This window comes from Paenibacillus amylolyticus, from assembly GCF_003719335.1.
In the GTDB taxonomy this organism is placed as follows: domain Bacteria; phylum Bacillota; class Bacilli; order Paenibacillales; family Paenibacillaceae; genus Paenibacillus; species Paenibacillus amylolyticus_D.
Genome location: NZ_RIAS01000002.1, coordinates 501,799 through 522,878 on the forward strand (window position 1 = coordinate 501,799; position 21,080 = coordinate 522,878).

The window sequence follows — 21,080 nt, forward strand, 5'->3', positions numbered from 1 at the left end:
TTAGGCAAAATTGTTTCACCAGAAGTGTCAGAAATGTCTGTGTAATTGGGGGTGGTCATAGGAGCGAGCCGAGGATGGTGATCTATAAGATTCTTCCACCACTTGCTAACGGACCGTTAGGGCAGCCATTGGATCATGTTGATCCAATTACGGTCCGTTAGACACAAGTGGGACCCGAGTCTTCCTACTTCACCAGCACGCTTACGCTTTGGGTTTAGCTGGGGCTTTTTTTCGTTTCGGAGCAGCAGGGGGAGCATCGGTTTCTCCTCCGGCAACAGCCTGGGCGGTTGTTTTGCGCGTAGCGCGTTTTTTAGGTTTAGCCGTGGATGTCCCAGGGTCTGAAGGAATTGGCTTGACGGCTTCAATACTTGCTTGAAGGGCGGCCATAAGATCCATCACATTAGCTTCCGGTTTGGCTGGAGCAATCTTGATTTCTTCACCAGCGACCTTGTGTTGAATGAGGTCGAGCAGCTTCGCCCGATAATCATCTGTATATTTACCAGGTTCAAACGGAGTCGAAAGTTGGTCGATTAGCAGTTTCGCCATCGTGAGTTCTTTTTCGTTAACATTTTGAACTTCAGGGAGGTTAGGAACCTGAGACACGGGACGGATCTCATCCGGGTAAAAAATAGTTTCCATCGACAAGCAGTCCTCTAGAACACGGATGGCCGCAAGACTGCTTTTGGAGCGAATGGAGATTTTAGCAATGCCTATTTTACCTGTATCCCGCATGGCGTTCATGAGAAGCTGATAGGCATTACCCCCAGCCTGATCAGGAGAGAGGTAATAGGTTTTTTGAAAATAGATGGGGTCAATCTCAGTCAAATCCACAAAATCCAGAATGGTAATGGTTTTGCTGTTGGACTCGTTTAAGGCCTCAAGTTCTTCTTTTTCAAAAAGAACAAATTTGCCCTTCTCATATTCATAACCTTTGGTGATCTCTTCCCATTTGACTTCGACCTCACAGGAGGGGCACTGACGTACATAAGCGAGCGGGCTTCCACAAACGTTATGAATGTAACGCATGGAGATATCTTTGTCCTCGGTAGCCGAGAACATTTTGACAGGGACATGCACGAGACCAAAACTGATCGCACCTTTCCAGACCGTGTGCATAAGAGCGGCTCCTTTCAAATTTCTTTTTTTATTAATAGTATGGGCAGCTGTTGTAAGGGATAGTCGTAAAACACTGGATTGTACGGTGGTTTGGAATGTCTAGATCGGGGTCTCCAGCATTTTGTATGGTTCTGCAAGAGTCGGGGATGATAACAGAAACATGATGGGGAGGTGCCAGATGAAGAACAGGCGAGATGAGGAAGAGGCGCACAAGCATACGTTCACGCCCTATCCTCTGGAGGATGCCGAAAGTGCAGAAGAGTTTTATACGCCGGCAGCAGATGTGAACTGGGAAGCAGTGACTTCAGAAAAGCTGCCGCTCGATCGGGAATCTTTTATGCTGGATATCGATCGTATGGTGAATGAGGGTTTAGGCGGCGGTCAGGTTACAGAGGATAACGGTTATATTGGCGATAGTACGACAGATACGATTGTGCAAGAAAACCACAATGAAGACCCGGAAGGAGACTACGAATAATATGATGGATGCGAAGCGGGCCAAAGCCATATATAATTCCAAAGATACAATCGCAGTGACGCTTGAAGGAGAACCTGTCTGGATTGAAAATGTGGATGAGGCAAACGGTATGGCAACGGTACAGGTGGGCAGCAGACCAGGAAACACCCAAACGGTGCGAGTGGATCGTCTGGAAGAGTAGCAGCTATAAAAATGTGACAAAAGAGAAGTGAGAACATTCTTGAAATCAATAAAAATGCGGCCGATACCGAAAGGTATCGGTTTTTTAGGTTAGAATCCTTTCTGTGATTACGCAAAGAGATGGTTATTAAGTCTAACCTTTCCAGCATGTTCCTTCGATGTTGCGGGCAAGGAAAGGGACCGATATAATAAGGTTCAAAGTGAACTCAGACGGAAGACCGTCAAAGGTGGGGCGTATATTGAATCAGACGCATGAGCAGTGGGTATATCACTCCCGCAGCATTGCAGATACAGAAACGCTTGCGGCTGCACTTGCGACGCAGGCACAAGCTGGAATGGTCATTGCACTGGACGGCGATTTGGGTGCGGGAAAAACTGCTTTTTCTCAGAAGTTTGCCTGGCATTTGGGCGTGAGAGATGTTGTAAGTAGTCCTACCTTTACGCTGATCAAGGAATACGAGGGGCGATTGCCGCTATATCACATGGATGTATACCGCATTTCGTTAGAAGAAGCGGACGAGCTGGGTCTTGAAGAATATTTTTATGGTACGGGAGTCAGTTTGGTGGAGTGGTCCAGCATCATTCCTGAGTTGTTACCCAAAGAGCATCTTCATGTGCAGATTGAGACGACAGGTCTGGAAGATCGAATGATAACACTGGATGGGTATGGTGAGGGATATGCCGCGCTATGCCGACAGTTCAGACAGAATGGAGTTAAAGGATGATACAAGGTTTGGGTAATGAGGGAAAGATCAAGGGTTTGGGAAAAGAAGGAACGATCAAGGGTTTGGGAAATAATGAGACGATCGAAGAGTTGCAGGAAAAGCCGCGTCAGCGGTTTTTGGTGCTGGATACATCTACAGCGGTGATGGCCGCAGCGGTGATGGAGGAACGGTCGTTGCTGGAGGAGCGCAATGAGCGAGCAGAACGTAATCACTCGGTGCACGTTGTGCCCGTGATGGAGCAGTTGCTTGCAGCCAGCAGCACGAAGCCAGGCCAACTGGACGGGATCGCCGTCGGCATTGGGCCAGGCTCGTACACGGGCATCCGCATTGCGGTGACCGCGGCAAAGACGCTGGCCTGGGCGTGGGACATCCCCGTTGCCGGGGTGTCCAGCCTGCAGGCCCTCGCCTGGGGCGGCTGGCACAGCGGCCTCGCCGCCAAGGCGCAAGCTGCGGCAGATGATGCCGCAGCCGGGGCTGGCGGAACGCCATCCGCGGACCAGGGCGGCACTGGTGCCGCCTCTGTCCACTGGATCGTTCCGCTCGTGGATGCGCGGCGCGGTCAAGCCTATACCGCGCTGTTCGCCTCCGCCGGCGGCGATGCGCCCCGCCGGCTGGCGCCGGATGCCATCCGCCAAGTGAACGGATGGCTGGAAGAGCTCGCCGCCCGCCTGACGGAGGCGGCGCCGGAAGAGCGGCCCGCTGCCGTCTGGATCGTCGGCGAGACGGGCCAACATGCGGCGGCAGCGGCAGAGCTTCGCTGCCCCGCAGGAACGGCGCTCCAGCTCGTCCCGTATGAGCTGGAAGGCCGCTGGATTGGGCGCCTTGGCGCCGAAGCGCTGCTTGCAGGTCAGCGCGACGACGTACATGCCCTGGTGCCGAACTACACCCAGCTGTCCGAAGCCGAAGCCAACCTGCTTCGCAAAGGCTGAAGGGAGAGGGAGAGCGGATGGACAACGCAGCGAACGAAGGACAGGAAACGGAGTTTCAATTCAGACTCATGACGGTGGAAGATATTTCTGACGTGATGGAGATTGAACATGAGGCATTTACCCTCCCTTGGACGGAAGAGGCATTTCACAATGAATTGAAGCATAATCATTTTGCTAAATATATGGTCATGGAGCTGGACGGCACGGCGATTGGGTATGCGGGCATGTGGACCATTATGGACGAGGCACACATTACCAATATCGCGGTGAGAAAAGCATTCCAGGGCCGCAAGCTGGGCGAAAAATTACTGGACGAGCTAATGAAGACGGCAGCCTATCTCGGCATGGAGCGAATGACATTGGAGGTTCGGGTGTCGAATGTCGTGGCTCAAAATTTGTATCAGAAAAAAGGGTTTGAATCGGCAGGTCTGCGCAAAGGGTATTACTCTGATAATGGAGAGGATGCAATGATCATGTGGGCGGTGCTTCCGCCTGCAAGCCGGAGCGGCGAAGAGGAAGGAAGCGTAATGGATTCATGAATGATCTTATAGATAATCAAGGCGGAACTCCATCCTATATTCTGGCGGTAGAGACCAGCTGTGATGAAACATCGGTAGCCGTGGTCAAAGATGGACGTGAAGTGCTGTCCAATCTCATCTCTAGTCAGATCGAGACACATAAAGCGTTTGGCGGAGTTGTACCCGAGGTAGCTTCACGCAAGCATGTTGAAGTTATCACACTGATGCTGGAGCAGGCGATCGAGCAGTCTGGTATTCGTCCGCGTGATCTGAGCGCGATTGCGGTTACACAGGGACCTGGATTGGTCGGCGCACTGCTGGTGGGTATCGTAGCAGCGAAGACGCTTGCGATGGCTCTGGGCAAACCGCTGATCGGCACCCATCATATTGCTGGTCATATTTATGCCAATCGCCTTGTACGTGAATTGCAATATCCGGCGATGGCTCTTGTGGTGTCAGGCGGGCACACCGAGCTTGTGCATCTGGAGTCCGAGGGCAAATTCAAGCTGATCGGACGCACACGGGACGATGCTGTCGGTGAAGCTTATGACAAAGTGGCTCGTGCACTGGGCTGTCCATATCCGGGAGGGCCGCATGTAGACCGCATGGCATCCGAAGCTGAAGATGTGGTTCCTTTGCCACGGGTATGGCTTGAAGCAGGGTCCTATGACTTCAGTCTAAGTGGCTTAAAATCGGCTGTACTCAACGCACTGAATCAGGCCAAGATGCGTGGTGAAACGTTGGAACCTTCTGCAGTGGCACGTGGTTTTCAAGAAGCAGTCGTTGAAGTGCTCGTGGAAAAAGCGGTACGTGCTGTTCGTGAATATGGCTCACGTCAGTTACTTCTGTGCGGAGGGGTTGCGGCCAATCGTGGTTTGCGGACAGCCTTGCAGGAACGCTGTGCGAAGGAAGGGCTTGAACTCGTCATCCCGCCAATGGAATATTGTACGGATAATGCAGCCATGATCGGCGCGGCAGCACATCTGAAATGGATTCGCGGCGAGGGGACTGATTTTGACGCGAAGGCAGACCCTGGACTTTCTCTGGAAGCCTGGTCGGTTCAGACCGAAGCGTAAAGTTCTCTGGGAGTGCATCTTAACGTAGTCTATTTGGGAAAGAGATTGTTCATTTTTGAAATGAATGGTTGACAGCGGTTTGTGAAGAATGTATATTAGTTACAAATTTAAACAGGAATTATCTCCTGAATTGAAAAACGCGATGAACAGGAACAGTAAGGTCACTCCCGGTCATTAGAGAGCTGCGGGATGGTGCAACGTAGCCGAAGGAAACCTGAAACTCACCTGGAAGCGGAACGATGGAACACGGCTATCAAGCAACAGGCCGAAGGCTGAAACCAGCCGAAAGTATATCGTTACGGGTTGCCTCCGTGAAAGGGCCATTGTGCTCGATCCCATTTTTCAGATTAGAACGAACGGAGACGATTTCCGTTACGCTAATCCGAAGTGTAGAGATCGATGGACAATACTAAGGGGACTTTCAAGCCGTTATTCGAACAGACTTGGGGTCAACAAGAGTGGTACCGCGAAGGTGAACAGCCTGTCGTCTCTTGCATTACGCAGGAGAGGGCAGGCTTTTTTGATTTTATTTTTTGATCAATATTAACAATGAATATCATATCAACAAACGTAATGAACGGGAGCAGTAGAACGGCAAAGGCGCTCAGAGAGCTGCGGGGTGGTGCGACGCAGTGGCCGGGATCGTTTGAATCTCGCCCGGGAACAGAGCTTTGGAAACATGAGAAGAGGTTGAGCATGTTCGTCACTAAACGAGACGGTGTCAACTCATGTGTACACAGCAACGGTTAACCCCCGTTACAGGGCGTTTCTCTGAATTGTTACGGTTTCGCCGTAGTTAGGGTGGAGTCTAATGGACTTTTTGGAGAACACGAGGTGGATGGTGTCGGTGCAGACTGAGCCATCAAGCGAGAGTGGTACCGCGGAGGGGAGAATAACCCGCCGTCTCTTTGATGAGACGGCGGGTTATTTGTTTTTGCTGCCGGCAGCAGGGTGGGCAAAATGGAACAACCATATGGATGCAAGTCTGATCAGGAAATCTGGAACAACAGTTCATGGTGTAAGTCGACGTACACTTTGAACCATCACACATCACATTGAACATAACTTTTCACAAACCAAACATATACGAACCGATATCCCAAATTAATGGAGGTTAATGAATATGACAACGAATCCGAACAAACGCATGATTGACATTTTTGATACAACGCTGCGAGATGGAGAGCAAGCCCCCGGAGCCAGCCTGCATCCGGAGCAAAAAATAGAGCTGGCTCACCAGCTGGCAGCGCTTGGCATTGACGTCATTGAGCCTGGATTTCCCATCTCCAGTCCAGGGGAGTTTGAGGCGGTTCAGGCGATCTCAAGACAATTGCAACAGGTGGAAATCTGCGGATTTGCGCGTGCAGTCAAAGGCGATATCGATGCTGCAGTGAAGGCTACAGCGGATGCGGCCCGGCGACGAATCCACCTGTTTATATCCTCGTCTGATATTCATATTGAGCATCAGCTGCGCCGTCCACGCAGTGAAGTGGTGGCTACGGCTCGGGAGATGGTCTCCTATGCACGCCAGTTTACGGATATCGTGGAGTTCACAGCGATGGACGCTGCGCGTACCCAGATGGATGATCTGATTGAAATGGTTGAAGTGGCCATTGAGGCAGGGGCAAGCATTATTAATCTGCCGGATACCGTTGGTTATGCGCTGCCACATGAGTATGGGGAAATGTTCCGGCGAGTTCGTGAGGGGGCAAGGGGCGGCGATAAAGTTCGCTATAGTGCTCACTGCCATAACGATCTGGGGCTTGCCGTGGCGAACAGTCTGGCTGCTATTGCGAATGGTGCTTCCCAGATTGAAGTGACGATTAACGGGATTGGAGAACGGACGGGAAATTGTGCGTTAGAGGAACTGATTATGGCGCTGGAAACTCGTGGAGATGTGATTGGAGCAACGACCAACATCAAGCTGAATCAACTGTATGAGACATCTCGCCAGATTAGCCGTGCCATGCATTTTCCGATCGCTTACAACAAACCGGTTGTTGGACGCAATGCCTTCCAGCATGAGTCTGGCATTCATCAGGACGGTTTGCTGAAGAACCGCAATACGTATGAGATTATGGATCCGGAAGCACTGGGCATTCCGCGCAGTATGATTATTTTGGGGAAACACTCCGGTCGTCACGCTCTGAAGGATCGGGTGCGCAAATACGGGTTTGAGCCGGATGAGCAACAGATGGAACAGCTGTACGAAGTGTTCAAAGTAACCGCAGACCAGCAAAAAGTGGTAAGTGATGACCAGTTGCTGCAAATGGTAAGTCAAACGATGAATATTCCGGCACAAGACTATGAATTGGTTGAGCTACAAGTGACGGCAGGCAGCATGACAGACCGCATGGCTGCAGTCCGTATTCGTACGAGTGCAGGGGAACAGTCCTACTCTGCCGTAGGCAAAGGGCCTGTAGATGCAACGATTCAGGCTATCGGGCAGTGTATCTCAGATGACATTACGTTTGTTGATATGGAGATGCATGCCTTGAGTGGGGGAGAAGGAGCCAGCGCGGAAGCCGTGATCACGGTAGAACGTGCCGGACGAGAGTTCAGAGGGACAGCAACACATCATGATATTGTCATGGCCGCAGGTTTGGCATACGTTGCGGCATGTAATGCAGCTGGACTGAAAGCGGAGTCTGTTGTGGATAGTGAAGAGGTGCCTGTACACTAAGCTCCCTTAGAGATATGAATATGCTATAGCAAAAAAGAGCTGAAAAGGGTTCCTTCCCGCCATAGATTGGGCGGAATAGAACCCTTTTTCTGTTTTATAAATGATTTGATCAGAAATGGAACACGCCCACTTGCCCGTTTAAATATGGAGGAATGGAATGAACGAAAAACTATATCGTGATAACCGAATCTGTCAAGGTGTGATTATAGTTATCCACATATCCAGAGTAATTTGTGGGTAACTAAGGTGAAGTCCTGCAACAAGTGTTTTCGAAACAAACGCTTTGCAGGGGATAGAATACATCAAAGTTACCAACAATACTGTGGATAATGTGGATAAAGTGGTGGATAAATATGGTTTTTGCTTGAAAAACTTATTCTACCAACGTTTGATTACGTGAAAAAGGATGTGGAATATCACTCATGCTTGTGGATAAGAAGAGGGTCTGCCTTCAAAAATTTATTTTACGTAATCCGAGGATATTTGACAAATGTGAAAATATGAGTTTCTGTTCTCTACTGAGCTTGGAGAATTGGATTTATGTTTTATCAACTGCTCCCACGTCGCCTAAATAGCAGGCTTCCTTTAAACCACAAGAGGCTCCGCGTTACTATCGTAACAAGGAGCCTCTAGTACATTTTCTGCTATTTGTCGTACATTACTACATCAATCTCATGCGTTATCGTAGGCTATAACTCAAGTTCCTAAAGTTATGATGTAGACTCACAGTCAGGATCATCACCCGCAATCATAGCTTAGTCCATCGCCAGTGTTTCCCATTCTTCATAAGCTTTTGCAAGCTGTGTTTTGTGCTCCTCCGACGACTGCTGCAACTCCTGCAGTTTCATATAATCCTGATACACTTCTGGCAGAGCCATCTGTTCTTCAAGCGAAGTGATCTCGGACTCCAATTCGGCAATCCGCTGTTCCAGAGCTTCCTGTCTGCGCTGTCTGTTTCGTTCTTCACGCTTGGCTTGTTTATCTGCTTCAAAGGAAGCGGCGCCAGATTTTTCGGTTGTTGCTGAACTGGCACTTGCTGCTGCGGAAGAAGCGGATTTGGAAGAGGCCAGGCGAGCCTCGGCGGCCTCACGTGCAATGTCCTCTAATTCCTGCTTTTTTTCCACATAATCGTCATAGTTACCGAGGTATTGCTCGGTGCCTCCAGGATGAAGCTCAACGATCCGTTCCGCCATCTTGTTGAGGAAGTACCGGTCATGGGAGATAAAGAGCAACGTTCCTTCGTAATCCATTAAAGCGGCTTCCAGCACTTCTTTGGCGAAGAGGTCGAGATGGTTCGTCGGTTCATCGAGAATAAGCACGTTGGCTTCCTTCAGCATGAGTTTGGACAGAGACACACGAGCCTTCTCTCCGCCGCTGAGCGAGGATATTTTTTTGAGCACATCATCACCGCTGAACAAAAAGTTACCGAGTACGGTTCGAATGCGCGCTTCTTCCATGCCCGGATAAGCGCTCCACAGTTCTTCGAGCACCGTGTTGGACGGATTCAGTCCAGTCTGCTCCTGGTCATAATAACCGATCTGTACTTTGGTGCCCCACTGAATGTCACCCTGCGCAGGCCGAAGACTTCCGGTCAGACATTTCAGCATCGTTGATTTTCCGATTCCGTTAGGCCCGATCAGAGCAACCGTTTCGCCGCGTCGCAGATCAAAGGACACATTGCGGAACAGAGGTGAACCCTCCTCGTATGCAACGGATAACTGATCAACACGCAGGACTTCCTTGCCAGACATCACAGCGGTCTCAAACGAAAAATGGGCTTTCTTGAGATCGCCGAGTGGTTTATCCAGACGATCCATCTTCTCCAGTGCTTTGCGGCGACTCTGGGCACGCTTCGTCGTTGAAGCGCGTACGATGTTCTTTTGCACAAAGTCCTCCATCTTGGAGATTTCATCCTGTTGTTTCTCGTATTGTTTCATCTGAATCTCATACTCGGCTGCCTTCAGCTCCATATAACGGCTGTAATTGCCCGTATATTTTTTGGAGCGATGACGTTCGATTTCAACGATGGTCGTTACGAGTCTGTCCAGGAAGTACCGGTCATGGGATACGACTAATAGTGCGCCCGAGTATCCTCTCAAATAATCTTCCAGCCATGTCAAGGTTGCGATGTCCAGATAGTTGGTAGGCTCGTCCAGCATGAGCAGATCTGGAGCTTGTAACAGAATGCGAGCTAATGCGAGCCTGGTCTTCTGACCGCCGCTGAGTGTGCTGATGGGGGTGTCTGGGGAGAATTCACCAAAACCCATACCATGCAGTACGCTGCGAATGCGCGTTTCCATCTCGTAACCGCCATGGTCCTTGAACCAGTCCGAGCGTCTGGCATAGCGTTCCAGCAGATCAGCATATTGCTTTTCATTTTCCATTAGTGCAGGGTCGGCAATATCATGCTCCATCTGTCTCAGTTCAGCTTCGGTCTGGGTCAGATGTGCAAAGACATGCATCATTTCTTCCCAGATGCTGCGACTCGACTGCAGACCGCTGTTCTGGGCGAGGTAACCAAGCGTTGTTTCTTTGGATTTGAAGATTTGTCCGCCGTCATAGGACATCTCTCCAGCGATGATTTTGAGCAAAGTGGATTTCCCTGCACCGTTAACGCCAACCAGGCCGATGCGCTCACGTTCTAATATTTGTAAGTTCACGCCGTCCAGGATTGGATCGACACCAAAACGTTTAATAATTCCGGATACTTGCAGCAACATAGAATTAAGTTCCTCCATAGGTCGAGTTCTGAAATAGACACTTACTTCTCAGTTTACATGAAATACAGAGCAAATGCACCGATTGGGAACGGCTATGGCTTGTAGTCTTTTTGGTCAATCAGTGATAAACTGAAAGAAGGCATGTTATACCATGAGGATTTTGCAGAAAATGAATCATTTGAACCTGATCATCCAGATGACATCTTGTCTTAACATATAAGCGCAATGGCTTAAATTTATTTTTTTACCTTCCACATCAACAGGAGGTTCGTCAGCATTATGCAGGATCAAGCGGAACAGAAGAAGCATCTTCGCTCCCGGCTTAGACAGCTACGTGATCGTTTGGACGAGCATATGCGTCAGCAAGCCAGCATGCGAATAAATGACGGACTGAAGCGTGAACTGGATCGCCTGCGGCTAAGCAAGAACAGGCAAAAGCGTGAGCCGCTGGTTATTTTCAGCTACCTCTCTTATGGCAGTGAGGCTTCCACCGCTTTTCTTTTTGAAGAGGGGTGGAAGCAAGGGGATATGTTGCTAGCGCCAAAAGTGCTCGCTGATCCGCCACGAATGGAACTCCGACGAGTGACGAGCCAGGAGGATATTGAACCAGGCGTTTGGGGCATACCTGAACCTAAGGCGTCTTGTGAAGTGTTGCAGCCCGAGGATTGGCCGGCTTTGGATCTGGTGCTGGTACCGGGACTGGGTTACGACCTTCGAGGAGGACGGATCGGATACGGTGGCGGTTATTACGACCGGTTTGCAGCTTGTCTTGAGAACCATTGTGCTAAGCAAGGTAAAGGACCTCTCATGGCTGCTTTGGTATTACCTGGCCAGTTGGAGCCGGACATTCCGATGGACCCGCTAGATCTGCGGCTGGATCTGTTGATAACACCCGAAGGTATATTACATATCGAATAAAGGGTTGTGATGTGATTGAACTCAGAAGTAAACCAAGGTCGTTCTTCCAGTGGGAAGCTGACTCATTTTAATGAACAGGGACGAGCCCGGATGGTGGATATATCGGGTAAAGATGTAACGGTACGTACCGCTGTCGCTGTAACGAAAGTCACGATGAACCCGGAGACACTGGAAGCGATCCGCCAAGGCCGTATTGGAAAAGGTGATGTGCTGGCGGTTGCTCAGATTGCCGGTATTCAAGGGGCGAAAAAAACGTCTGATTGGATACCAATGTGTCATCCGCTTGCACTGAATGGGGTGGATATTCGTTTCCATGATAACGGCGTGGACGAACTCCATATCCAAGCAACTGTCAAGACAGAAGGCAAAACAGGTGTTGAGATGGAGGCGCTCACGGCGGCCTCGGCTGCGGCACTTACGGTATATGACATGTGCAAGGCGATGCAAAAAGACATGATCATCGGCCCAACGATGTTGCTGTCGAAGAGCGGCGGTAAAAACGGTGATTTCAGCCGATAACGGATATTTATTTTCATAGAGGAGAAGGGTGATCTTTATGGTGTGGAGAACAGCAATCCTGACAGCCAGTGACAAAGGGGCCCGTGGAGAACGTGAGGATACAAGTGCGCAGGTGATACGGGAACTTGTAGAGGAAGAACTGGGTGGTCAGATCGTGGAGTATCGGATCGTTCCTGACGAACCGGATGAGATTATTGCAGCCTTAATCGAGATGACCGATTATTTTCACGCGGATCTCGTATTAACAACGGGCGGTACGGAGCTGGCCATTCGGGATATTACGCCTGAAGCGACCAGACGAGTGATTGAACGTGAAGTTCCCGGCATGGCGGAGGCGATGAGATATAGTGTGATGAGCAAAAATCGCTCAGCGATGTTATTTCGCGGGGTGTGCGGAATTCGCGGCCGTACGCTGATTGTGAATCTGCCCGGTACGCCGAAGGGGGTTCACGAACATCTGGCAGCCATTATGGATCAGCTTCCGGAAGCGCTCCTGATGGTAACGGGCCAATTCAAGCAATAAGGGAAATAAAGCACAGTTATCACATTTACGGGTTATGTAAGTGGTTACATCTGTGGTATGATGGGCATAAATCCAAATGCAGTTAAGACATCTGATGAACATATCTTCGGATATCCGCATGTTGAACGCTTGAAACAAGGAGGAAGATCAATGTTAAGTTCGATTGGACCAACAGGATTTATTTTGCTGGCCGTGATTGCATTGCTGTTGTTTGGGCCTAACAAGTTGCCGGAATTGGGACGGGCTGTCGGACGTACGTTCCGTGAGTTCAAGGAAGGCGCGCGTGATATTATTTCGGACGATGATGCTTCCAGCCGGAAAGAGCAGGAAAAAGCGAAACCGGTAACAGCAGATACAACGGCTGCTGAGAAACCTGTGGATAAACGCCTGCCGGAATAAGGTTCATGCAACGAAAGAGACATCCCTTCCTGCCGGAAGGGTTTTGTATTTTAAAGCTGAAATTCCAGGGGAGGCAGGCATGACGCAGCAAAATGTTGAAATGACGCTTTCGGAACATCTAAGCGAGCTGCGCAAGCGGCTGATTTATGTATTAAGCATTTTTATTTTGGGACTGATTGCAGGTTTTTTTGTGGCAGACCCGGTTTATCATTACTTGACGAAGGCGGAGACGGCCAAAGGCTTTGTACTGCATGCGTTCTCGTTCTGGGACGGTATTGGTATCTATATGAAGATTGCTGGACTCTTTTCCATTATCATTACGTTGCCCTTTACGGTATATCAGATTTGGAAGTTTGTTAGTCCTGGTCTGCGGCCTCAAGAGCGTAAAGCATCTTTGAAGTATGTACCTTACGTATTTCTACTGTTTCTGGTGGGTGTCGCTTTTTCGTATTATGTTGTTTTTCCAATGGCGCTTGCGTTCACAACAACGATCACGGAGAAAATGGGACTTGTCGAGACATACGGCATGAAGCAGTACTTTAGCTTTCTGTTCGGTATTGTGTTGCCGGTATCCCTGTTGTTTGAGTTGCCGCTGCTCATTATGTTCTTGACAGGGCTGCGCATTTTGAACCCGATTCGTCTGCGTAAAATGCGCAAAATTTCTTATTTCGTGCTGATTTTTGTTGCAGTGGTCATTACGCCGCCGGATTTCATATCTGATCTGCTCGTCATGATTCCGCTGTTGCTCTTGTATGAGATCAGTGTGTTTCTATCTGCAATTGTGTATCGCAAGCAGCTTGCAGCCGATCAGGAGATTGAAGCTCGCTATGTGCGGGCCGACGACAATCAGCATGCAGGGTAGAGAAGTGTGTAATTTATGTATTTGGAGTGAGGATGCTGGTGCATCAAAAAAAATGGAGTGCGGGTGGAGAACGAATCTACTCGCTAGAAGACCCGGGGAAGATGTGTTATTCTGCTCCGGGTCTTCTAGTTCCATTGGAAGATGAGAAGAGATCAGGACATGCAGGCATATTATACGGGTCAATGGATACAATGGAAAAGGGGATGCGGGGTGAAGTTTGCATCTAAGGCAATGAATCTCGTAAAATAGAAGGCATGAATGTAACATTCATCCAGCTGTACCAGGCGTGATTTGGCTTAATGGATATTAGTGTCAAGCTGTATGGATGTAAATTCAACGTAAATTCTCGCAAGAATTCATCAAAAAGACTTGAAATCATGCTTCAAGTTGAGTATCATAAAGTTGGTTGTTAGCACTAAACACTGTCGAGTGCTAATACATATGGCTGCAACCTACAAATGCAAGGCTATATAATTTTAAAAGGAGGCTATTTTTCATGATCAGACCTTTAGGTGAACGCGTATTGGTAGAACCACTGGAGCAAGAGCAAACGACTTCTTTCGGGATCGTACTTCCGGACTCCGCCAAAGAAAAACCGCAAGAGGGTAAAATCATTGCAGTTGGTGCGGGTGCATTGAAAGACGGCGTACGTGTAGCTCTGGAAGTGAAAGAAGGAGATCGCGTTATTTTCTCCAAATATGCCGGTACAGAAATCAAATTCGAAGGTAAAGAATATTTGATTATGAAAGAGAGCGACATTCACGCGATTCTCGACTAATCTCAAATTTTAATCGGTTAACCGAACCATATAGCAGTATCATTTTACACAATATACTAGGGAGGTTTTCTTAAATGGCTAAAGACATTAAATTCAGTGAAGACGCTCGTCGCTCCATGCTTCGTGGTGTGGATGCATTGGCTAACGCAGTCAAAGTAACGCTCGGACCAAAAGGCCGTAACGTGGTTCTGGAGAAAAAATTCGGAAGCCCGCTCATCACGAATGACGGTGTAACCATTGCAAAAGAAATCGAACTGGAAGATGCATTCGAGAACATGGGTGCTCAGCTGGTTAAAGAAGTAGCAACGAAAACAAACGATGTTGCCGGTGACGGTACAACTACTGCAACAGTACTTGCTCAAGCCCTGATTACAGAAGGTTTGAAAAACGTAACTGCAGGCGCTAGCCCAATCGGTATCCGTAAAGGGATCGACAAAGCGGTTAAAGCTGCGGTTGCTGAACTGCAATCCATCTCCAAACCGGTTGAGACTAAACAATCCATCGCACAAGTAGCGGCAATCTCTGCAGCTGACGAAGAAGTAGGCGAACTGATCGCTGAAGCTATGGAAAAAGTAGGTAAAGACGGCGTTATCACGGTAGAAGAATCCCGTGGATTCGCTACTGAGCTGGAAGTGGTTGAAGGTATGCAATTCGACCGCGGATACATCTCTCCATATATGATCACAGATACGGACAAAATGGAAGCAGTTCTGGATAACCCGTACATCTTGATCACAGACAAAAAAATCTCCAGCACACAGGACATCCTGCCATTGCTTGAGAAAATCGTTCAACAAGGCAAACCGCTCGTATTGATCGCTGAAGATATCGAAGGCGAAGCTCTGGCGATGCTGGTTGTGAACAAACTGCGTGGTACATTCAATGCTGTAGCGGTTAAAGCTCCAGGATTCGGTGACCGTCGTAAAGCAATGCTGCAAGATATCGCTGCCTTGACTGGTGGCCAAGTAATTACGGAAGAACTGGGTCTGGACCTGAAATCCGCAGTTGTGGAACAATTGGGTACAGCTCGTCAAATCCGTGTTACGAAAGAAAACACAATCATCGTTGACGGTGCTGGTAACAAATCCGATATCGATGCACGTGTTAGCCAAATCCGTACACAATTGGAAGAAACAACTTCCGAGTTCGACAAAGAGAAACTGCAAGAGCGTCTGGCTAAATTGTCCGGCGGCGTAGCGGTAATCAAAGTCGGTGCGGCAACTGAAACTGAATTGAAAGAACGCAAACTGCGTATCGAAGATGCCTTGAACGCAACTCGCGCTGCGGTTGAAGAAGGTATTGTATCCGGTGGTGGTACTGCGCTTCTGAACGTATATCATGCTGTTGCTGGTGTAGCATTGTCCGGCGACGAGCAAACAGGTGTGAACATCGTACTGAAAGCTCTGGAAGCGCCAATCCGCACAATCGCTGCTAACGCTGGTGAAGAAGGTTCCGTAATCGTGGAACGTCTGAAAAAAGAGCAAGTTGGCGTAGGTTTCAACGCTGCAACTGGCGAGTGGGTTAACATGATCGAAGCGGGTATCGTTGACCCTGCGAAAGTAACACGTTATGCACTGCAAAACGCGGCTTCCGTAGCAGCAATGTTCCTGACAACTGAAGCGGTTATCGCTGACAAGCCAGAACCTGCAGGCGCTGCTGGCGCTCCTGACATGGGCGGCATGGGTGGTATGGGCGGCATGATGTAATAAAGGTGTAAAATCCTTTGTTATGCCGATAGAGGAAAGGCTCCCGAAAGGGAGCTTTTTTCTTTTTTAGCACAACCGTAATTCTTTTTGAACGTATGTATGAGGATACATAGAGTAAGATAGAGTAAATGATATCAACTGAGAAAGGAGGGACAGCGATGAGAAAAAGTACAAAGTGGGTATTGTGGATTCTGGGTTTCATATTGGCCGCGATCTTTGTGAATTTCTATATGAATCTATTTAGTTTTGCTTATGCGTTGATTGCTGTACTGCTCATGTTTTTTACAGGTTGGGGGTTCTTGGCTAAGCTAAAAAATGATGTTCATCAGCATGAAGAGTATCACAAAAGAGTTCACGAGTTGGCGGAAGATGATATCGAACGTTATACGAGATAACTGTAAGGTGTTTCATTATTTCTATCACTGCTTCCAATATTGATACGGGATTGTTTAGTGAGAGCGTAACGTTTGAGTAGTTTTGATTTTTAGTAAGTTTGATTTTTAGTAAAGGAGGGATACGGTACGGCTGTAGCTCTCCTTTTTTTATTATAGGTTGTTTTGCACTAACGATCTTCATCACAAAAATCCCTGTCAGCATCATGCTAACAGGGATTTTTGGTGTTTGTTACGAGGATTGAACCTAAGAATTAAGCTGAATGGAGCGGGAGCTCTATACAGGCTTTACCGTAAACGTGAAGTGATACGGACGGTTCGCTTGCAGTGTGTACTCCGGATGTGTACGTGCACTCCAGCTGTCGTCACCGCCAACACCCATCTGCATGTAGTTGATGCGGGCGATGGTACGTGAACTTACTGGCAATTTGTAGACGTGGTCGTTCGCTTCCAGTTCTTCAGGCGACCATGGCAGTGCATTAATTTCAAACGGTGCGTTGGCTTCAAAATGCAATCCGATAGTACTCTTTTCAGAATCTCCGCCTACAGCAGATGTAAGCTCCGCATAACGTACATCCGTTTTGTTACCACATTCCTGTGGTTTCAGGTAAGGCACGAACTGATCACGAACGGCTCCGGTGTAATAGCCGAGGCGTGCACTGGTCAGACGGTCGATGTAGTTGTCATGCGGCCCTCTGCCGTACCAGGAGATCGTATCCAGACTATCTTTTAATTCAAACAACATGCCGAATTCAGGCAGTTCAGGCAGCCCCACTCCTGGAACGAGGGTTTGACTGATTTCAAGCTCGCTATTCGGTTTGATGTGATAGGTGATGGATAGCGTACTTCCCGGACTAGCGTCCCACGTATAGTCCGTTGTCACATGACAACCCTGCGCATCCGTGTGATGTTCAAAACGAATCAGTTTGTTCGTCGCATGAGCATCCCGCCAGAAGGCAGCACGTTCATTCAGCTTGTTACCCAGATCGTTATCGGTCATCGCACGCCAGAAGTTCGCACGAGCAGGTGCCAGTAACTGCTCCTGAGAGTTAATCTGATAGGAAGTAAGTGCGCCAGTAACCAAACTAAAGCTTACGGAAACTTCACCCGCATTCACTTTCAATTCACCCGTTTGCAGTTCTTCGACTTGAAGCGCGTCACTTGCTCCCGCAGCAGGTTGCTGAATTGCACGCAGACGAGGAGATACGACGAATTGCTCCCAACCAATCTCATGTCCTGCTTCCGCCCACTTCGTAGCCTTCTTGGTTTCCAGAGAGACAGTAAGAACAGCTTCTGTGTACAGGTCGGAAGATGGTGTGTAAGGGATATGAACTTCAACGGATTCAGCAGGCTGTGCAGCAATGTCCAGATGCCCTTTTTCCACAGGTACACCGTTATGGGACAACGTCCAGGCGAGTGCATATTCGTTCAGATCCGTGAACAGGAAATGATTCGTGATGCGAATCAGCCCGGTTTGCAGATTAAGTGCCTGCATGCGGACGTTCTGATAACATTTTTTCACTTCTTCCAGCTTAGGTGTAACGGTTTTATCTGCCAAAATGAGCCCGTTACCGCAGAAGTTGCCGTCATGCGGAGACTCGCCAAAATCTCCACCGTAAGCGAGATATTCTACACCGTCTGCTGTCTTGGTACGGATGGATTGATCCACCCAGTCCCAGATAAATGCTCCTTGTAAAATCTCATATTTATCAAACATTTCCCAGTACAGGTGCAGTCCGCCACAGGAGTTGCCCATCGCATGGCTGTATTCACAGATGATATAAGGTTTTTTGTCCCCTTTCATACGTGCATACTGTTCAATATCATTCGGGCTGATATACATCGTGGACTCAATATCGCTCGCCGAATCGGAAGGGCGGTAGTGATACGTGCCTTCATAATGAACGAGTCTTGTTGGATCGGCTTGTTTCAGATAGTCGTACATCGCGATAAAGTTATCGCCGCCAAACGATTCATTACCAAGCGACCAGATGATGATGGACGCATGGTTTTTATCCCGTTGGAACATCGAATTACAGCGATCAATGACGTTGTCGCGCCATTCCGGCTTGCTTGCCGGGATGTTGTCGTCGTTCATTTCTTTTTGCCCATAGTACCATGTACCATGTGTCTCCAGATTGGTTTCATCAATGACATACAGTCCGTATTCGTCACACAGCTCATACCAGAGCGTCTGGTTCGGATAGTGCGATGTGCGCACAGCGTTGACATTATAGGCTTTCATCAGCTCGATATCACGAATCATATCCTCACGGCCGATGGCCCGTCCTGAATCCGGCGAGAATTCATGGCGATTGACACCCTTGAACACGATGCGTTTGCCGTTAATTTTCATCAAGCCGTCCTTGATCCCAAATCTGCGGAAGCCGACACGGGTACGCACAGCCTCCACCGTTTCGCCCGACGTATTCTGGATGGACAGCACCAGTGTGTATAGGTTAGGTGTTTCAGCACTCCACAAGAGCGGGTTCGCAACTGAATCAGAGAGATGTAACGTCACTTCTTCTTCATTATTAAAAGAAACCTCTGCCGCAAGCGGCTGATTCAGAACAAGCTTCTGCTCCCCATCATAAAGCTGCGCTTGAACCGTCAAGCCGTCTACATGCTGTCCGGCGTTATGATTGAAGAGCTTCACATCCAGCTGCAGTTCTGCATTCTGAAAAGCCTCATCCAGTTCCGTACGAACGAAGAAATCAGCGATTTGAACCGGTGAAGGCGAGTGCAGATATACTCCACGGAAAATACCGCTAAGACGCCAGAAATCCTGATTTTCCAGCCAGCTTGCATCACACCAGCGATAAACTTCAACCGCGAGCTTGTTCTCGCCTTCTGTCAGGTATGCCGTGATATCAAATTCCGCAGGTGTGAAGGTGTCCTCACTGTAACCAACAAGCTCCCCATTCACCCACACATAGAAGGCAGATTCAACGCCTTCAAAGTGCAACAAGACCGGACGGTCTTTCCAGTCCGCAGGGACTGTGAACGTGCGAATATAGGAACCGACAGGATTATAGGTTGCTGGTGCAAAAGGTGGTTTTAACTCAGGCTCGCGCTCCACCCAAGGATACGTCATGTTCGTGTAGTGAGGGTAATCATAGCCCTGCAACTGCCAGTTGGATGGGACAGCGATGTCATCCCAGTTGCTGGCATCATAGCTGGTTTCGTAAAAAGAAGTAATGCGCTGTTCTGGCGTTTCGGCAAAGCTGAACTTCCATGAACCATTCAAAGTCTGATACCAAGGGGACGAAGTGAATTCATTGGACAAGGCTTCTTCTATCGTTGGGAACGCTATCATATTGGCATGGGCTGGCAACCTATTGACCTGAAATGTCTCAGGATTATTATTCCATTCTGGATATCCGTTAGCCGGAGGGGTGTGCACGAGTTTCTTTCGCATATCAGCAGCTCCTTTGATCATGTTATAATATATTCACAGTATAGAATTGATCAGGTACTTAGAAAATAAAGAATATTGCCCATATATATCACAATATGAAACTAAAACTGGAGAGCGTGGTGTACCGCATGAATACACGAATCTTTTTTGGTAAAACAGACGAAGCCGCACGTCTGCCAGTCTATATGACAACCGTTGGGTATTGGGAACATCAATTTGAAACGGAGCGCCCGGAAGGCTTTCCCGATTACCAGATTCATCAGGTCATTCAGGGACAAGGCAGGCTGATTATAGAGGGTGAAGGAGAATATATCGTTGGCCCAGGGGAAGTGTTTATCACCTACCCCGACATTCCGCATGAGTATAGACCTATTACGGGTCAATGGGAACTGGCGTGGGTATCCTTTCAGGGGCGGGAGGCAAGTCAGCTACTGGCCTATGCGGGAATCACCAGTTCAGGAGTATATAAGCTTAGAAAACCCGAACTGCTGAACGCTCTGGAACTGTTGCTTGTAAGGGGGGAAGGTACAGGGGATACGATGAATGCTGCCGATGATCGGGACAGTTCCAAACATCTGTATGGCTTGCTTCTGGATTTGAAGCCTTTGCTTATTGTGTCGGACAACGATAATGACGAGATGGAACGTCTGAAACCCGTGCTGCGTTACATTAAAGAGCACTTGGATCAGCCTTTGTCGCTGAAAGAGCTGTCGGATGTAGCTGTCGTATCCCCTCAATATCTATGTCGGTTGTTTCAGAAAGCACTTCGTGTCAGACCTGTGTTCTACGTCAACCAGGAACGAATCAATCGCAGCAAACAGCTGATGTTCAGTGAGCGGGAGCTCCGAATTTATGAAGTGGCCGACCGGGTAGGATATGAAAATGCGAGTTATTTCTGTACGATATTTAAACGACATACGGGCATGAGTCCCGAAAAATTTCGCAAACTGCATGGTTTAGGCTGAAAACGAGTAGCTATGTCTAACACATGTATCATTCGTTCTTCGTTCATTTTTTGATCTGTTCTTCATCTGGATTTCAGTTTCTCTTAAGGTTGAGAGACTAATATAAATCTTGTAAACCCCTTCTCGTGTTAAATAGATGTGTGACTGGCCCTGTTCGGATTGTCCTCCGAGCAGG

The 21,080-nt window shown here is 48.6% G+C and carries 21 protein-coding genes and 1 other annotated feature; of the genes, 18 read left to right on the forward strand and 3 right to left on the reverse strand.

Translation table 11 applies throughout. From position 1 onward, the window contains the following. Nucleotides 1–201: 201 nt before the first annotated feature. Nucleotides 202–1,116: a Ku protein gene (locus EC604_RS05955; RefSeq protein WP_123063251.1), complete on the reverse strand. Its 915-nt coding sequence runs from the start codon at nt 1,114–1,116 to the stop codon at nt 202–204. 178 nt (nt 1,117–1,294) lie between these two features. Between EC604_RS05955 and EC604_RS05960 the strand changes: the two genes are divergently transcribed. The 8 genes from EC604_RS05960 to EC604_RS05995 all read left to right on the forward strand — a co-directional run bounded on the left by EC604_RS05960 (nt 1,295) and on the right by EC604_RS05995 (nt 7,705). Continuing rightward, on the forward strand, nt 1,295–1,594 hold the full coding sequence (locus EC604_RS05960; protein ID WP_240036676.1) for a hypothetical protein: 300 nt from the start codon (nt 1,295–1,297) through the stop codon (nt 1,592–1,594). A 4-nt stretch (nt 1,595–1,598) separates the two neighbouring features. Next, nucleotides 1,599–1,775 (forward strand): H-type small acid-soluble spore protein, encoded by a 177-nt coding sequence (locus EC604_RS05965; protein ID WP_090918464.1) that lies wholly within the window; start codon nt 1,599–1,601, stop codon nt 1,773–1,775. Between the two features lie 238 nt (nt 1,776–2,013). After that, complete coding sequence (tsaE, locus tag EC604_RS05970) at nt 2,014–2,499, forward strand: tRNA (adenosine(37)-N6)-threonylcarbamoyltransferase complex ATPase subunit type 1 TsaE (protein WP_123063252.1); 486 nt, start codon at nt 2,014–2,016, stop codon at nt 2,497–2,499. Next, nucleotides 2,496–3,428, forward strand: coding sequence for a tRNA (adenosine(37)-N6)-threonylcarbamoyltransferase complex dimerization subunit type 1 TsaB (gene tsaB, locus EC604_RS05975; protein WP_275670031.1), 933 nt, complete (start codon nt 2,496–2,498; stop codon nt 3,426–3,428). Before tsaE ends, tsaB begins: the two co-directional genes overlap by 4 nt. A 17-nt stretch (nt 3,429–3,445) precedes the next feature. Beyond that, complete coding sequence (gene rimI, locus EC604_RS05980) at nt 3,446–3,967, forward strand: ribosomal protein S18-alanine N-acetyltransferase (protein ID WP_123063253.1); 522 nt, start codon at nt 3,446–3,448, stop codon at nt 3,965–3,967. Continuing rightward, nucleotides 3,964–5,022: a tRNA (adenosine(37)-N6)-threonylcarbamoyltransferase complex transferase subunit TsaD gene (gene tsaD / locus EC604_RS05985; RefSeq protein WP_123063254.1), complete on the forward strand. Its 1,059-nt coding sequence runs from the start codon at nt 3,964–3,966 to the stop codon at nt 5,020–5,022. The genes rimI and tsaD overlap by 4 nt, the downstream gene beginning before the upstream one ends. 239 nt (nt 5,023–5,261) lie before the next feature. Further along, entirely contained in the window at nt 5,262–5,435 is a 174-nt protein-coding gene (locus EC604_RS30955; RefSeq protein WP_429351462.1) for a hypothetical protein, read from the forward strand. Nucleotides 5,436–5,586: 151 nt separating this feature from the next. Continuing rightward, nucleotides 5,587–5,933, forward strand: a binding site (T-box leader). Nucleotides 5,934–6,145: 212 nt separating this feature from the next. Continuing rightward, a complete protein-coding gene (locus EC604_RS05995) occupies nt 6,146–7,705 on the forward strand; it encodes a 2-isopropylmalate synthase (protein ID WP_123063256.1) in 1,560 nt (519 codons plus the stop codon). A gap of 755 nt (nt 7,706–8,460) precedes the next feature. Here EC604_RS05995 and EC604_RS06000 read toward each other — a convergent pair. Continuing rightward, nucleotides 8,461–10,425, reverse strand: a complete 1,965-nt coding sequence (locus EC604_RS06000; RefSeq protein ID WP_123063257.1) for an ABC-F family ATP-binding cassette domain-containing protein — start codon at nt 10,423–10,425, stop codon at nt 8,461–8,463. 279 nt (nt 10,426–10,704) lie between these two features. Here EC604_RS06000 and EC604_RS06005 point away from each other — a divergent pair, with 279 nt between their 5' ends. From EC604_RS06005 to EC604_RS06045, 9 genes are all read left to right on the forward strand, one after another. After that, entirely contained in the window at nt 10,705–11,343 is a 639-nt protein-coding gene (locus EC604_RS06005) for a 5-formyltetrahydrofolate cyclo-ligase (protein WP_123063258.1), read from the forward strand. 15 nt (nt 11,344–11,358) lie between these two features. Then, entirely contained in the window at nt 11,359–11,862 is a 504-nt protein-coding gene (moaC, locus tag EC604_RS06010) for a cyclic pyranopterin monophosphate synthase MoaC (protein ID WP_275670032.1), read from the forward strand. A gap of 37 nt (nt 11,863–11,899) precedes the next feature. After that, nucleotides 11,900–12,385 (forward strand): MogA/MoaB family molybdenum cofactor biosynthesis protein, encoded by a 486-nt coding sequence (locus EC604_RS06015; RefSeq protein WP_017690080.1) that lies wholly within the window; start codon nt 11,900–11,902, stop codon nt 12,383–12,385. A 150-nt stretch (nt 12,386–12,535) separates the two neighbouring features. Then, complete coding sequence (tatA, locus tag EC604_RS06020; RefSeq protein ID WP_123063259.1) at nt 12,536–12,784, forward strand: twin-arginine translocase TatA/TatE family subunit; 249 nt, start codon at nt 12,536–12,538, stop codon at nt 12,782–12,784. Nucleotides 12,785–12,863: 79 nt separating this feature from the next. Continuing rightward, entirely contained in the window at nt 12,864–13,646 is a 783-nt protein-coding gene (tatC, locus tag EC604_RS06025) for a twin-arginine translocase subunit TatC (protein ID WP_123063260.1), read from the forward strand. 38 nt (nt 13,647–13,684) lie between these two features. Continuing rightward, on the forward strand, nt 13,685–13,873 hold the full coding sequence (locus EC604_RS06030) for a hypothetical protein (protein ID WP_161556866.1): 189 nt from the start codon (nt 13,685–13,687) through the stop codon (nt 13,871–13,873). Nucleotides 13,874–14,142: 269 nt separating this feature from the next. After that, nucleotides 14,143–14,424 carry a co-chaperone GroES gene (gene groES / locus EC604_RS06035; RefSeq protein ID WP_090918205.1) on the forward strand — a complete coding sequence of 94 codons (282 nt, stop codon included), beginning with the start codon at nt 14,143–14,145 and terminating at the stop codon, nt 14,422–14,424. Between the two features lie 74 nt (nt 14,425–14,498). Continuing rightward, nucleotides 14,499–16,130 carry a chaperonin GroEL gene (groL, locus tag EC604_RS06040; protein WP_090918203.1) on the forward strand — a complete coding sequence of 544 codons (1,632 nt, stop codon included), beginning with the start codon at nt 14,499–14,501 and terminating at the stop codon, nt 16,128–16,130. A gap of 158 nt (nt 16,131–16,288) precedes the next feature. Next, nucleotides 16,289–16,525 carry a hypothetical protein gene (locus EC604_RS06045; RefSeq protein ID WP_123063262.1) on the forward strand — a complete coding sequence of 79 codons (237 nt, stop codon included), beginning with the start codon at nt 16,289–16,291 and terminating at the stop codon, nt 16,523–16,525. A 274-nt stretch (nt 16,526–16,799) separates the two neighbouring features. Here the strand turns inward: EC604_RS06045 and EC604_RS06050 are convergent, their stop codons facing one another. Further along, a complete protein-coding gene (locus EC604_RS06050; RefSeq protein WP_123063263.1) occupies nt 16,800–19,940 on the reverse strand; it encodes a glycoside hydrolase family 2 TIM barrel-domain containing protein in 3,141 nt (1,046 codons plus the stop codon). Nucleotides 19,941–20,035: 95 nt separating this feature from the next. On the opposite strand from EC604_RS06050, the gene EC604_RS06055 reads away from it, so the two are divergent. Continuing rightward, entirely contained in the window at nt 20,036–20,905 is an 870-nt protein-coding gene (locus EC604_RS06055; RefSeq protein WP_240036677.1) for an AraC family transcriptional regulator, read from the forward strand. Nucleotides 20,906–21,080 lie beyond the last annotated feature (175 nt).

Excerpts from the sequence above, each read along its gene's own strand:
- EC604_RS06000 (WP_123063257.1), bottom strand. The coding sequence starts at position 10,425 with ATGTTGCTGCAAGTATCCGGAATTATTAAACGTTTTGGTGTCGATCCA.
- rimI (WP_123063253.1), top strand. The coding sequence starts at position 3,446 with ATGGACAACGCAGCGAACGAAGGACAGGAAACGGAGTTTCAATTCAGA.
- EC604_RS05955 (WP_123063251.1), bottom strand. The coding sequence starts at position 1,116 with ATGCACACGGTCTGGAAAGGTGCGATCAGTTTTGGTCTCGTGCATGTC.
- EC604_RS30955 (WP_429351462.1), top strand. The coding sequence starts at position 5,262 with ATGGAACACGGCTATCAAGCAACAGGCCGAAGGCTGAAACCAGCCGAA.
- EC604_RS05995 (WP_123063256.1), top strand. The coding sequence starts at position 6,146 with ATGACAACGAATCCGAACAAACGCATGATTGACATTTTTGATACAACG.
- groL (WP_090918203.1), top strand. The coding sequence starts at position 14,499 with ATGGCTAAAGACATTAAATTCAGTGAAGACGCTCGTCGCTCCATGCTT.
- EC604_RS06005 (WP_123063258.1), top strand. The coding sequence starts at position 10,705 with ATGCAGGATCAAGCGGAACAGAAGAAGCATCTTCGCTCCCGGCTTAGA.
- EC604_RS06015 (WP_017690080.1), top strand. The coding sequence starts at position 11,900 with ATGGTGTGGAGAACAGCAATCCTGACAGCCAGTGACAAAGGGGCCCGT.
- tsaD (WP_123063254.1), top strand. The coding sequence starts at position 3,964 with ATGAATGATCTTATAGATAATCAAGGCGGAACTCCATCCTATATTCTG.
- EC604_RS05960 (WP_240036676.1), top strand. The coding sequence starts at position 1,295 with ATGAAGAACAGGCGAGATGAGGAAGAGGCGCACAAGCATACGTTCACG.
- tsaB (WP_275670031.1), top strand. The coding sequence starts at position 2,496 with ATGATACAAGGTTTGGGTAATGAGGGAAAGATCAAGGGTTTGGGAAAA.
- EC604_RS06045 (WP_123063262.1), top strand. The coding sequence starts at position 16,289 with ATGAGAAAAAGTACAAAGTGGGTATTGTGGATTCTGGGTTTCATATTG.
- groES (WP_090918205.1), top strand. The coding sequence starts at position 14,143 with ATGATCAGACCTTTAGGTGAACGCGTATTGGTAGAACCACTGGAGCAA.
- EC604_RS05965 (WP_090918464.1), top strand. The coding sequence starts at position 1,599 with ATGGATGCGAAGCGGGCCAAAGCCATATATAATTCCAAAGATACAATC.
- tatA (WP_123063259.1), top strand. The coding sequence starts at position 12,536 with ATGTTAAGTTCGATTGGACCAACAGGATTTATTTTGCTGGCCGTGATT.
- EC604_RS06055 (WP_240036677.1), top strand. The coding sequence starts at position 20,036 with ATGAAACTAAAACTGGAGAGCGTGGTGTACCGCATGAATACACGAATC.
- EC604_RS06050 (WP_123063263.1), bottom strand. The coding sequence starts at position 19,940 with ATGCGAAAGAAACTCGTGCACACCCCTCCGGCTAACGGATATCCAGAA.
- tatC (WP_123063260.1), top strand. The coding sequence starts at position 12,864 with ATGACGCAGCAAAATGTTGAAATGACGCTTTCGGAACATCTAAGCGAG.